This is a genomic window from Polynucleobacter sp. QLW-P1DATA-2 (assembly GCF_001870365.1).
Lineage (GTDB): Bacteria > Pseudomonadota > Gammaproteobacteria > Burkholderiales > Burkholderiaceae > Polynucleobacter.
The window spans coordinates 330,657-343,692 of the sequence record NZ_LZMQ01000001.1 but is presented as its reverse complement, the minus strand read 5'-3'; the positions used below and the strand labels follow the sequence as shown (position 1 = coordinate 343,692).

At 47.4% G+C, this 13,036-nt stretch carries 12 protein-coding genes; 6 read left to right on the top strand and 6 right to left on the bottom strand.

The genetic code is table 11. The features are described from left to right. Nucleotides 1-20: 20 nt before the first annotated feature. From A9236_RS01745 to purN, 3 genes are read right to left on the bottom strand one after another with little or no spacing between them, the layout of a single operon-like run. Nucleotides 21-1,214 (bottom strand): acyl-CoA desaturase, encoded by a 1,194-nt coding sequence (locus A9236_RS01745; RefSeq protein ID WP_071466040.1) that lies wholly within the window; start codon nucleotides 1,212-1,214, stop codon nucleotides 21-23. Between the two features lie 28 nt (nucleotides 1,215-1,242). Beyond that, complete coding sequence (locus A9236_RS01740; RefSeq protein ID WP_071466041.1) at nucleotides 1,243-2,802, bottom strand: RsmB/NOP family class I SAM-dependent RNA methyltransferase; 1,560 nt, start codon at nucleotides 2,800-2,802, stop codon at nucleotides 1,243-1,245. Further along, on the bottom strand, nucleotides 2,799-3,428 hold the full coding sequence (gene purN / locus A9236_RS01735) for a phosphoribosylglycinamide formyltransferase (protein WP_071466042.1): 630 nt from the start codon (nucleotides 3,426-3,428) through the stop codon (nucleotides 2,799-2,801). The genes A9236_RS01740 and purN overlap by 4 nt, the downstream gene beginning before the upstream one ends. Before the next feature lie 39 nt (nucleotides 3,429-3,467). On the opposite strand from purN, the gene A9236_RS01730 reads away from it, so the two are divergent. Genes A9236_RS01730 through dut form a run of 5 tightly spaced genes read left to right on the top strand, consistent with a single transcriptional unit; the run spans nucleotide 3,468 to nucleotide 9,488 of the window. Then, a complete protein-coding gene (locus A9236_RS01730; RefSeq protein WP_071466043.1) occupies nucleotides 3,468-4,418 on the top strand; it encodes a bifunctional riboflavin kinase/FAD synthetase in 951 nt (316 codons plus the stop codon). Next, nucleotides 4,393-7,272 (top strand): isoleucine--tRNA ligase, encoded by a 2,880-nt coding sequence (gene ileS, locus A9236_RS01725; RefSeq protein WP_369821186.1) that lies wholly within the window; start codon nucleotides 4,393-4,395, stop codon nucleotides 7,270-7,272. The genes A9236_RS01730 and ileS overlap by 26 nt, the downstream gene beginning before the upstream one ends. Before the next feature lie 13 nt (nucleotides 7,273-7,285). Then, on the top strand, nucleotides 7,286-7,774 hold the full coding sequence (lspA, locus tag A9236_RS01720) for a signal peptidase II (protein WP_071466045.1): 489 nt from the start codon (nucleotides 7,286-7,288) through the stop codon (nucleotides 7,772-7,774). 9 nt (nucleotides 7,775-7,783) lie between these two features. Beyond that, entirely contained in the window at nucleotides 7,784-8,995 is a 1,212-nt protein-coding gene (coaBC, locus tag A9236_RS01715; RefSeq protein WP_071466046.1) for a bifunctional phosphopantothenoylcysteine decarboxylase/phosphopantothenate--cysteine ligase CoaBC, read from the top strand. 43 nt (nucleotides 8,996-9,038) lie between these two features. Further along, the gene (gene dut / locus A9236_RS01710) at nucleotides 9,039-9,488 is read left to right on the top strand and encodes a dUTP diphosphatase (RefSeq protein WP_071466047.1); all 450 of its coding nucleotides are present in this window, start codon (nucleotides 9,039-9,041) and stop codon (nucleotides 9,486-9,488) included. Between the two features lie 68 nt (nucleotides 9,489-9,556). Here dut and A9236_RS01705 read toward each other — a convergent pair whose 3' ends face one another. From A9236_RS01705 to clpS, 3 genes are read right to left on the bottom strand one after another with little or no spacing between them, the layout of a single operon-like run. Continuing rightward, nucleotides 9,557-9,790 carry a hypothetical protein gene (locus tag A9236_RS01705; protein WP_071466048.1) on the bottom strand — a complete coding sequence of 78 codons (234 nt, stop codon included), beginning with the start codon at nucleotides 9,788-9,790 and terminating at the stop codon, nucleotides 9,557-9,559. Nucleotides 9,791-9,821: 31 nt separating this feature from the next. Next, nucleotides 9,822-12,128: an ATP-dependent Clp protease ATP-binding subunit ClpA gene (gene clpA, locus A9236_RS01700; protein ID WP_071466049.1), complete on the bottom strand. Its 2,307-nt coding sequence runs from the start codon at nucleotides 12,126-12,128 to the stop codon at nucleotides 9,822-9,824. Next, on the bottom strand, nucleotides 12,125-12,481 hold the full coding sequence (gene clpS, locus A9236_RS01695; RefSeq protein ID WP_068949325.1) for an ATP-dependent Clp protease adapter ClpS: 357 nt from the start codon (nucleotides 12,479-12,481) through the stop codon (nucleotides 12,125-12,127). The genes clpA and clpS overlap by 4 nt, the downstream gene beginning before the upstream one ends. A gap of 275 nt (nucleotides 12,482-12,756) precedes the next feature. Between clpS and A9236_RS01690 the strand changes: the two genes are divergently transcribed. After that, nucleotides 12,757-12,960, top strand: a complete 204-nt coding sequence (locus tag A9236_RS01690; protein ID WP_011903586.1) for a cold-shock protein — start codon at nucleotides 12,757-12,759, stop codon at nucleotides 12,958-12,960. The last annotated feature ends 76 nt before the right edge of the window (nucleotides 12,961-13,036 follow it).

Here is a 13,036-nt window from a genome sequence, read left to right as displayed (position 1 = left end):
TGCCTCAATTTTTATTCCACTTAAGCGTATCGACGCAGTCTTAAAGAAAATTCGCGCAAGCTTGTGAGACCACTATCTTCTGCGCGCTGACACCACGAATGCAACTGTGACACCAACTGCTCTCTGCTTGCACTAGAGCGACCCCAGATTGCCTGTAGGTCACGACGCATCTCAATCATCTTGCGCAACTGAGCATTACTTGCCATCAACTCTTCTAGCTTAGCTTTCTCTTCCTTGCTTAAGCGAGACTCATCTTTGGAAAGCCAAGTACGAGCATCACTCAAATGAGACGCCAGAACTTGCATATGTTGTACTTCGTTACTAAAGAAGCTGCGCAATGTCTTGCTATAGCGCGCCATGATTTCATAACGGTTAGCAATGATGGCTTCAAGCGTATTCTGATCAGCAGGACGTAGATCGCTCAACACTGGTTTAGGTGGAGTCTTCTTCACTTTTGCCAGACCGACTGCACTCATCATCCGAATGTAGAACCAACCTATATCAAACTCGTACCACTTATTTGACAGCTTAGCGCTCGTTGCAAAAGTATGGTGATTATTATGAAGCTCTTCGCCACCAATCAAAATACCCAAGGGAAAAATATTCCTAGACGCATCTTCGCAATCGAAGTTGCGGTAGCCCCAAAAGTGACCGATACCATTAATAATGCCTGCAGCAGTAATAGGGATCCATAACATCTGGACAGCCCATACGGTTAAGCCAATGCCGCCGAATAAAAAGACGTCGATGATGAGCATGATGGCGACACCCTGCCAAGAAAACTTGGAATAAATATTGCGCTCGATCCAATCATCAGGTGTGCCGTGACCGAACTTATCCATCGTCTCTTGATTCTTAGCTTCATTTTTATAGAGTTCTGCGCCGCGCGAGAGAACGGTGCCGATACCCAAAATTTGTGGGCTATGGGGGTCGTCTACAGTTTCACATTTGGCGTGATGCTTGCGGTGAATCGAAGCCCATTCTTTGGTCACCATTCCGGTAGTGAGCCAAAGCCATAATCGGAAGAAGTGTGAAACGATTGGATGGAGGTCTAAAGCCCGATGTGCCTGGCAACGGTGCAGGAAGATCGTGACTGCCGCAATCGTAATGTGCGTTACAGCCAAAGTGAACAGCGTGATCTGCCACCAAGACCAATCTAAATATCCATTGGCAAGCCAATTGAGGAATACATCAAAACCTGAAACTGTGTTCAAAAGGGAATCCCTAAAGAGGTCTAAAGCTCTATTTTAGTTCTTTAGGGGTCTTCTTGTTTTTGACCTTAGTCTCTTTTTGATCGTCTTTTTCTGCTTCAGGGGCAGGGTCGGCAGCCTTCTTCTGGAATACAGCTCCAAAAAAGCCATCTGTGCCGTGAATATGGGGCCACAACTGCCACCAAGGATTATCTGTAGAACAACCTAAAGGCAATTTATCCTTTGGAAACAATGGCTTAAGAACCTCAGCAGCTGAAACAGCCTCAAATTGAGGGTGTTTTGCCAGAAAATCCTCTGCAATTGCTTGGTTTTCCTGAGGCAAAAGGCTGCAAGTGGCATAAACCAAACGTCCGCCAGACTTAAGCAAGCGGGCAGCAGAGGCCAAGATACTCATCTGCTTCTGATTTAGCTCCAAGACCCCAGCTGGGGTTTGACGCCACTTCAGATCAGGATTACGGCGCAATGTACCCATGCCACTGCAAGGGGCATCCACTAGGACTCGATCAATCTTGCCAGCCAAGCGCTTGATCTTGGCATCGTTCTCACTATCAATCCAAACGGGATGAACATTTGAGAGGCCGCTACGGGCCTGTCTTGGCTTTAAATTAGCCAAGCGACGCTCTGATGTATCAAAAGCATAAAGACGGCCTGTAGAGCGCATCAAGGCGCCAATTGCCAAAGTCTTACCTCCGGCACCGGCACAGAAGTCAACCACCATCTCGCCACGTTTAGGGGCAAGCAAATAGGCCAAAAGCTGACTGCCTTCATCTTGCACTTCAAACATGCCAGCCTTAAAACCGGCGGTATTCTGCAAGGCAGGTTTACCCATAATGCGTACACCATCAGGTGCATAGGGAGTTGGTATTGCTTGATAGCGACCACCCAATGCATTCATCTGCGCCAGCAATTCTTCGCGATTGGTTTTCATGGTGTTTGCACGCAAGTCGAGAAGCGCTGGATGCATTAATGATTTCGCAAGCTCTTCACGCGTTTCTTCACCAGGATATTTTCCAAAAGCATCCCACAACCATTCTGGCAAATTATTGCGAACCAAAGGATTTAAAGCAGTAGGGTCAACGGTAGCAAATCGTTGCAGCCATTCGTATTCTCCAGCCTTGAGAACGTGAGCGAGGTCCGCAATTGCGCTCTCTGCACGGTTCGCAGAACCTAACCCGCCTTCCGATAGTGCGGACAGCAAACCCAATAGGGCTAAGCGTCTAGACTGGGAACCTTCACCGCTCACCGCAAATTGAGAGAACTCATTTTTACGACGCAGAATTGCAAATGCACTCTCCGCAATGAGTGCGCGATCACGATTGCCGAGCTGAGGTTCAGCACGGAAATAACGACTCACTACGCGATCGGCTGGCTGCTCAAAGCTGAGCAATTCTGGAAGCAAACGCTCTAAATGAATTGCATGTTGAGGCAATGCTTTGGCATTAGAAAAATTCTTTTGACCTTCGGGTGCAATGAGATTGCCGCTAGCATTACGTCGCTCCGGGCGACGCAAGGGATCTTTAGATTTGGTTGCGTAGCTTTTATGTGGCGCTAATCTGTTGCCAGATTTCCGGGGTGGGCGTTCTGCACTCATAATTTAAAAAATTGCGACTCTGGGGGTTGTAACTTCACTTGATTACCTTCTATTCGCAATCGTCCATCAAGGAACCATTTTACGGCCCGCGGATAAATCTGATGCTCGGCAGTCAAAACACGTGCCGCCAAAGTATCCGCATTGTCGCCAGCGAGCACTGGCACAGAGGCCTGGCAAATGATTGGACCCTCATCTACCCCCTCATTTACAAAGTGAACTGTCGCCCCATGCTCCTTGACGCCAGCTTCTAAAGCCCGCTCATGGGTATGCAAACCGGGGAATGCCGGCAATAGAGCCGGGTGAATATTGATCAATCGACCCTCGAAATGGCGAATCAAGCCTGGGGTCAGAATTCTCATAAAGCCCGCCAAGACCACCAAATCAGCCCCCAGTTCATCGATTTTCTGAATGAGGGCGGCATCAAAGGATTCACGCGTAGCATGCTGCTTGTGCTCAATAGCAAAGGCAGGAATACCCTGCGAGCGAGCAAAATCAAGGCCCTTGGCTGCAGAGTGATTGGCTATAACCCCTGCAAACTTGACTGGCCATTGCTCTTTTTGAGCAGTTTTAACGATGGCCTCGAAATTTGATCCGCGGCCTGAGATTAAGGTAACGATAGAAAGCATGCCCACAATATAATTGATGGCTACCCTGAAAGCGATTTTGTGAACGTATTCCGTGGCCCGACCCAGTTTTCTGCAGGACCAGCTTGTGCCCTAAGCATCGGTAATTTCGATGGTGTGCACAGGGGTCATCGCGCCCTACTCAAACAGCTCGTGGATGGCGCCAAAGAAAGGGGTCTGGTGAGCTGTGTCATGACCTTCGAACCACATCCCAAAGAATTTTTCTCTCCTGAGCAAGCACCCCCTCGTATTCTGAATCTGCGCGACAAATTAGCGGCGCTATCTGAACTGGGAATCGATCGTGCAGTAGTCGAACATTTCAATGCTGCTTTTGCGCGCCTCTCTCCCGACGAGTTTGTTTCTGAGATTATTGTTAAGCGTCTGAATGCTAAATGGATTTTGATTGGCGATGATTTTTGCTATGGTGCAAAACGGGCTGGTAATTTTGCAAGCCTTAAAGCGGCCGGTGAAAAATACGGCTTTGAGGTATCTAGTATTCAAACCATCTTGGAAGATGGTGAGCGCATCTCGAGCTCAGCATTGCGAACTGCACTTGCTAATGGTGATATGACGCATGCAGAAAAATTATTGGGGCGTCCTTATGCCATTTCTGGTCACGTTATTCATGGACAGAAACTCGGCCGCACACTTGGCTTTCCGACTTTGAATTTAGCAGTTGCCAATCACTTGCATCACCGCAAACCAGCGACTACTGGCATCTTTACTGCGCAGGTTTTGGGTTTAAGTGATAAGCCCCTGCCAGCCGTAGCCAGCCTAGGCGTAAGACCTACAGTAGAAGACGAAGGTCGGGTACTACTTGAGACCCATATCTTTGACTATCAACAAGATGTTTACGGAAAAATTATTACCGTTGAACTCTTAGAAAAAATTCGTGACGAGGCCAAGTATGACGGTCTTGATGCCCTAACAAATGCGATTGCATCAGATGCAAAGCATGCCAGAAATTATTTCCAGAAAAAAGCGTATGTCTGAAAAAGAAAATTCTTACCCCGTCAATCTGCTTGATACCTCATTTCCAATGCGAGGGGATCTAGCTAAGCGTGAGCCACAATGGGTTGCTCAATGGCAGAAAAATAAGCTGTACGAAAAAATTCGTGCGGCACATGCCAATCAACCAAAATTCATTTTGCATGATGGCCCTCCCTATGCAAACGGTGACATTCATATTGGCCACGCGGTCAACAAGATTCTGAAAGACATGATTGTGAAGTCCCGCTGGCTCATGGGCTTTGATTCTGCTTACGTGCCAGGTTGGGATTGTCATGGGATGCCAATTGAGATTCAAATTGAAAAACAATTTGGCAAGAACCTGCCAACTGCGGAAGTACAGGCCAAAGCCCGCGCATATGCCCAAGCCCAAGTAGACAAGCAAAAGATTGACTTTGAACGCTTAGGTGTCTTAGGCGACTGGAATAATCCTTACCTCACCATGAACTATCGCAATGAGGCCGATGAAATCCGCGCCTTAGGCAAGATCTGGGAAAAAGGCTATGTGTTCCGCGGCTTAAAACCAGTGAATTGGTGTTTTGATTGCGGCTCAGCGCTCGCTGAAGCTGAAGTTGAGTACCAAGATAAAACGGATCCAACGGTCGATGTCGGCTTTGGCTTTGATGAGGCCCAGCGCCCACAGCTTGCCAAAGCATTTGGACTTTCTGAGCTGCCAAACAAGCCCGGTCAGATTGTGATTTGGACAACGACCCCGTGGACCATTCCTGCCAACCAGGCAATGAACGTTCATCCAGAAGTTACTTATGCATTGGTGGATGTTGGTGACAAGCTTTTGATCCTGGCTAAGGATCGTGTGGAAACTTGTCTACAAGACTATGGCCTAGAAGGTAAAGTGATTGCAACTTGTAGTGGTGCTCAATTAGCAAACATCTCTTTCTGGCATCCGCTAGCACCATTGCATGAAGGCTATAAACGCCTGTCCCCAATTTATCCAGCTGAGTACGTCACACTCGATACAGGTACCGGCATCGTTCACTCTGCCCCCGCCTATGGTGAGGAAGACTTTAAGTCCTGCAAAGCAAATCAATTAGCCGACAAAGATATTCTCAATCCAGTCATGGGCAACGGTGTGTATGCCTCTTGGTTGCCACTCTTTGCCAATGAATATATCTGGAAAGCCAATCCAAAGATTGTAGAAGCTATGCGTGAGGCGGGAAGCTTATTGCGTGATAAGACCTATACCCACTCATACATGCATTGCTGGCGCCATAAGTCCCCAATTATTTATCGCGCTACTTCACAGTGGTTTGCGAGCATGGATAAGAAGCCAGCTGATGGCAAAACTAGCTTGCGTGAGACTGCTCTAGCAGGTATTGACGGCACTGAATTCTTCCCTGCTTGGGGCAAGCAGCGCTTACACAGCATGATTGCCAACCGTCCTGACTGGACCTTGTCTCGTCAACGTCAGTGGGGCGTGCCGATGGCCTTCTTTGTGCACAAAGAAACTGGTGATCCACATCCGCGCACCGTTGAGTTACTCGAAGAAGTCGCTAAGCGTGTAGAAAAAGGCGGTATAGAAGCCTGGCAACAACTCGAAGTTTCTGAATTACTTGGTGATGAAGCCGCTCAGTACGAAAAAAATCGCGACACACTAGATGTTTGGTTTGACTCTGGCACAACGCACTGGCATGTGATTCGCGGCTCACACCGCAATGAATTGCTGACTGCTGACGCCGAAACACCTAATGGCCGCTTGGCTGATTTATACCTTGAGGGCTCAGATCAACATCGTGGCTGGTTCCACTCTTCCTTGCTAACTGGCGCCATGCTCGATGGTAAGCCACCATACAAAGCATTGCTCACCCACGGATTTACTGTGGATGGCCAAGGTCGCAAGATGAGCAAGTCTGTAGGAAATGTCATCGCCCCACAACAGGTCGCCGACAAACTCGGCGCTGAAATCATTCGCCTTTGGGTCGCCTCAACCGACTACTCTGGTGAGATGACCATCTCCGATGAGATTCTCAAGCGCGTTACTGAGAGCTATCGTCGTATTCGTAATACTTTGCGCTTCTTGCTAGCCAACCTCTCTGACTTTGATCCAATCGAACATGCGATGCCTGCGGAGCAATGGCTCGAAATTGATCGTTATGCAGTGGCACTCGCAAATCAATTACAAGGTGACATCGAAGCGCATTACAAGGCTTATGAATTCCACCCAGCGGTTACTCGAATGCTCAATTTCTGCTCAGAAGATTTAGGTGGTTTCTATTTAGACATCCTGAAGGACCGCCTCTATACCAGCGCAGCAAATTCACCCGATCGTCGTGCCGCCCAGAATGCGCTCTTTCACATCACCAAGAATCTCTTGAAGTGGTTATCACCCTTCCTCTCCTTCACTGCCGAGGAAGCATGGCAATCATTACCGTATGGCTCAGGTAGCAAGCCCTCTGAATCCATCTTCATGGAAGAGTTTGGCGCTTTACCTGCTATTAATAATGCTGATGAATTGCTTGCCAAGTGGCATCGTATTCGCGAGATTCGCTCAGAAGTCACGAAAGCAATTGAAGTGGAACGCGAAGCTGGCAATGTTGGCTCATCCCTACAAGCCGAGCTCACAATTAAATTAGGCGATGTCGACTTTGCTATCTTGCATTCACTGGAAGATGACTTACGTTTTGTCATGATCACCTCAAGCGCTAATATTGAGTTAAGCAATGCGGGCTTAGAAGTTCTCGTGCGCGGCAGTCAATACAAGAAGTGTGGGCGCTGCTGGCATCACACCCAAGATGTTGGTGCCAATACGGATCATCCAGAACTTTGCGGGCGCTGCATTAGCAACCTATTTGGCGATGGTGACCATCGCTTGTTTGCCTAAATATTAAACCTTGATGAGCATAACTTTTTTACGCTGCCTAGCGATTGCCACAGTAACTTTGCTGCTGGACCAATCAACCAAGTGGATAGCACTGAGTCACTTGCAGATGGGCATACCAGAGCAGGTACTTCCCTTTCTCAATTGGTTGCTACTGTTTAATCCAGGCGCAGCATTTTCTTTTCTGGCTCAAGGTTCTGGTTGGCAGCGTTGGTTTTTTACTATTCTCGGTTTAGCTGCCTGTATTTACATTGTGATTGTTTTACGGAAACATCAAAAAGACCGTCTGCTTTGTGTGGCCCTGAGCCTCATTCTTGGCGGAGCCATAGGCAATGTATTGGATCGGCTGATGTATGGCGCAGTGGTCGACTTTATTGATGTGCACTATGCCCATTGGCATTGGCCAGCATTTAATGTGGCCGATAGCGCTATTTGCATCGGGGCTGTACTAATCATTTTCGGTGAATTGCACAAGTCATTTGGCAAATCCCCTCAATCCCATTAAGCTGGCGCCATGCAATCCCTTTTAAATAAGAAAATCGTTCTTGGTATCTCCGGTGGTATTGCCGCCTATAAGACGCCAGAGCTCGCGCGCCTCTTGATGCAAGAAGGTGCATCAGTGCAGGTAGTGATGACAGAAGCAGCTCAGCAATTTGTAACTCCTGTAACTATGCAAGCCCTCACCGGCAACCCGGTTTACTTGAGTCAATGGGATAGCACCATTCCAAACAACATGGCACACATTGAGCTGTCTCGCTCGGCAGATGTCATTCTGATCGCACCTGCAAGCGCTGATCTCATGGCGAAGCTTTCTCTAGGCCTCGCAGATGACTTATTGACTACACTTTGCCTAGCAAGAGATTGCCCCCTCCTACTCACACCAGCAATGAATAAGCAGATGTGGGAACATGCGGCCACCCAAAGAAGTGCTGAGCGACTCGAAAAAGATGGTGTGACATTACTTGGTCCCGCTAGCGGTTTTCAGGCATGCGGTGAAGTCGGCATGGGTCGCATGCTAGAACCCGCTGAAATTACAGAGCAAGTCATTGCCTTTTTTCAGAAGAAAACGCTACTCGGGAAAAAAGTACTGATTACTGCTGGCCCAACATTTGAAGCAATTGATCCAGTTCGAGGCATTACTAACCATAGCTCTGGCAAGATGGGTTTTGCTATCGCGAGAGCAGCCCTAGAGGCTGGTGCAGAGGTTCATCTGATTGCAGGCCCTTGTGATCACTCTACTCCACTAGAAGCTACCGGTAATATTACGCGCACGAATGTAGTAAGCGCTCAAGAGATGCATGTTGCGACATTAGCGGCAGCGGATTGTGATCTATTCTTTGCAGTGGCTGCAGTAGCGGACTGGGGTGTTGCCAAGCCCGCGAAGGAAAAGATTAAGCGCAATGGCAAAGAAGCTCCAAGCATCGAATTTATAGCCAACCCAGACATTCTTCTTGATGTTGCCAAAACAGTCAAAACTAAAAGTGGCAAACCTTACCCATACTGCGTAGGCTTTGCAGCTGAATCGACTGATCTAGAGCATCATGCTGATGAAAAAAGAAAGCGTAAAGGCATTCCGATGATTGTTGGCAATATTGGTCCCGACACCTTTGGTAGCGATCTAAATCAATTACTCGTAATAGATGCTAGTGGAAGCAAAAAACTTGCCAAGGCTGAGAAACTACATTTGGCTCGCCAATTGATTCAGCTAGTTGCCAAGAAAATTTAACTTCAAAGTTTTCTCATTTTCACCTCCAGTTTTAGGACATTCCATGCAAGCTCTTCAAGTCAAAATTCTCGATGAACGTATGCGCGATCAGTTGCCTAGTTATGGCACACCAGGAAGTGCCGGTCTAGATCTGCGCGCTTGTATCGATGAAGCCATTGAGATTGCCCCGGGCCAAACTGTATTAGTCCCAACCGGGCTTGCCATTTACGTAGAAGATCCTCGCTATGCCGCCTTTATCCTGCCACGTTCAGGCCTGGGACACAAACACGGCATTGTGTTGGGCAACTTAGTTGGCCTAATTGACTCGGACTACCAAGGTCAACTCATGGTGAGCACCTGGAATCGTGGATCCACCCCATTCAAACTCGAGCCAATGGAGCGTTTGGCTCAATTGGTAGTGATGCCAGTACAGCAGGTTGAACTCAAAGTAGTGGAAGAGTTTACTGAAAGTAGTCGTGGTGCTGGTGGATTTGGCAGCACAGGTCGTAGCTAATAATCAATTCAGCAATAGCCAATAAAAAAGCCACCCGTAGGTGGCTTTTTCTTTTTAGAAACTCCGCCTTACTTACGAATATGCGCATGACGAGCAGCGTCTTGCGACATGCCAGCACCAGCACCTTCACGAGATTCTTTTTCAGCAGTGATTTCTTTGCGACGCTCTTTGCATGAGCCAGCAATTTCTTGCAAGGCCTTGCGAGCACGCGCTGCAGATGCTTTGATTCCTTTACCTTGAAACTTTTCGTTCTCCGCTTTGTAAGTTTCAAAAGCTTCCAGCAATTTATCGTGATGAGACATGTTTTCCCTTTATTAGTAAATCTAGTGTGGATTAAATTTCTTCTGCAGGAGCTATATCAGCCTTAGCAGCCTTACCTGGTAATTTTGGGGTATCAAAGTTCAACAGCACTTTGCCATCTGCATCGATATCCACATCTACATGACCGCCCTGAGCCAACTTACCAAACAGTAATTCATCAGCAAGGGCCTTGCGTACAGTATCTTGAATAATCCGCTGCATTGGTCTCGCGCCCATGAGTGGGTCGAAACCATGTTTAGCCAAGTGTGCACGTAATGCTGGGCTAAAGGTAGCGTCGACCTTCTTCTCATGCAATTGCTCTTCTAGCTGCATCAAGAACTTATCAACCACACGCATGATGATGGTTTCATCAAGTGCCTTGAAGGAAACGATAGCATCTAAACGGTTGCGGAACTCAGGCGTGAAGAATTTCTTAATATCAGCCATTTCATCACCAGTCTCACGGACATTGGTAAAGCCCATGGTGGATTTCTGCATCGCTTCAGCACCAGCATTCGTGGTCATGATGATGATCACGTTACGGAAGTCAGTTTTGCGACCATTGTTATCCGTCAAAGTACCATGATCCATGACCTGCAAGAGGATGTTGAAAATATCTGGATGGGCTTTTTCAATCTCATCGAGCAAGAGGACGCAATGCGGCTTCTTATTGACGGCTTCAGTAAGCAGACCGCCTTGATCAAAGCCAACATAACCTGGAGGGGCGCCAATTAAACGGCTAACGGCATGACGCTCCATGTACTCAGACATATCAAAACGTAGAAGCTCAATACCTAGGATATAAGCCAGCTGTTTTGCAACCTCAGTCTTACCAACACCTGTCGGCCCTGAGAATAAGAATGAGCCAATTGGGCGATCAATCTTGCCAAGACCGGCACGAGTCATCTTAATGGCGCTAGCCAAAGCCTCAATGGCAGGATCTTGACCAAAAACCACGCTCTTAATATCGCGATCTAAGGTTTGCAGCTTGCTACGATCGTCCACAGTGACAGATTGGGGCGGGATACGAGCAATCTTGGCAACAATCTCTTCGATCTCGGGACGACCAATGGTTTTCTTCTGCTTGGACTTCGGCAAAATACGTTGAGCAGCACCTGCCTCATCAATTACATCAATTGCTTTATCAGGCAAGTGACGATCATTGATATAGCGGGCAGAAAGTTCTGCTGCAGCCACTAAAGCGCCAGCTGCATATTTCACGCTGTGGTGTTCCTCGAAGCGAGATTTCAGGCCGCGCAAAATTTGCACAGTCTGATCAACGGTTGGCTCCACTACATCTACTTTTTGGAAGCGACGTGATAGGGCTGCGTCTTTTTCGAAGATGCCACGGTATTCAGTAAAGGTGGTTGCACCGATACATTTGAGTTGCCCATTAGACAGGGCTGGCTTTAATAAATTACTTGCATCTAAAGTGCCACCCGAGGCAGCGCCTGCACCAATCAGAGTATGAATCTCATCAATAAATAAAACGCCATGAGCGTGATCTTTTAGTGACTTAAGAACACTCTTTAAACGTTGCTCGAAGTCACCACGGTATTTGGTGCCAGCCAGTAATGCACCCATATCTAATGAATACACAGTGGCGTCAGCCAAAATGTCGGGCACATCTCCCTTAACGATTCTCCAGGCTAAGCCTTCAGCAATGGCAGTTTTACCAACACCAGCTTCTCCAACTAACAAAGGATTGTTCTTTCGGCGACGGCAAAGCACTTGAATCACACGCTCTACTTCGCTCTCACGACCAATCAGTGGGTCAATCTTCCCCTGGCGAGCCAAGGCATTTAGGTTCTGGGTGTACTGATCCAGAGGGCTCTCTTTGCCTGACGAGGCTGCCTCTTCTGTCTCTTGCGTAGTGTCAGCAGGCTTTACATGCTCAGTTTGGTCTTTACGAACGCCATGGCTAATGAAGTTCACGACATCTAAGCGAGTAACGCCTTGCTGTTGCAAGAAGTACACCGCATGAGAATCTTTCTCGCCAAAGATGGCAACCAATACATTTGCACCAGTCACTTCTTTCTTGCCATTGGATGTCGATTGCACGTGCATGATGGCACGTTGAATCACTCGCTGAAATCCTAATGTAGGTTGTGTATCTACTTCATCATTACCAGGGACTACTGGTGTGTTGTCATTGATAAAGTTTTTCAGTTGAGCGCGTAACTCTGCGATATTGACAGCGCATGCCTTGAGTACTTCTACCGCGGTAGCGTTGTCAAGCAAGGCGGCCAGCAAATGTTCCACGGTAATGAATTCGTGTCGGGATGCCCGTGCGTCAACAAACGCCATGTGCAGACTTACTTCTAGTTCTTGGGCAATCATGCTTCCTCCATAGTGCACTGTAGTGGGTGACCCGCTTCACGGGATAATTCAATAACTTGATGCACCTTGGTGGCAGCAACATCACGGGTAAATATTCCGCAAACGCCTTTACCAACCAAATGAACTTGCAACATGATGCGCGTTGCTGTTTCGTGGTCCTTATTAAAATACTCCTGAATGACCATCACTACAAATTCCATCGGCGTGTAATCGTCATTCAGTAACAAAACTTTGTACATGGAAGGAGCCTTAACTTGCTCGACCTGTTTTTCGAGCAAAAGGGTGTCTTCAACGTAGGGATTGGCGGGGACGCCAGTAGTGGGATTTTTGGGAGTGCGGCTCATGAGAAACATTCTAAACACAGATATCCAAACTTATTTAAGGAGGGTCTTGTTGCGAAAAACACGCAAAATGCCCCATTTAAACCATATTGGGGCATTTTTCGATAAAAAAAGGGGTCATTAATAGGGGGTAAGTGCATATAACTCCTTGACACCCCTACAAAAAGGGCAAACAATCAGGGGGTAGGCTTCAAAAGAGGTTCTATTTAGGCGTGTTGTGGATTGAGACTGATTAAAAAGTATTTACCCTCATCACGGTTGTTTTAAGTTTATGTAATGGAGTTCGCATGGCGACCGGAATTGTTAAGTGGTTCAATGATGCAAAAGGTTTTGGCTTTATCAAACCTGATGATGGTGAAGAAGAGTTGTTCGCGCATTTCAGCGCAATTACTATGCCTGGGTTCAAAACCCTTAAGGAAAACCAAAAGGTAACGTTTGATATTACCCAAGGTCCTAAAGGCAAGCAAGCTACCAATATCCAAGCGGCTTAATAGTCCTTAGATCATTATGGAAAACCCAGGATTCGTTCCTGGGTTTTTTTTCGTCTAAAAATTGGTTCACTTAAAA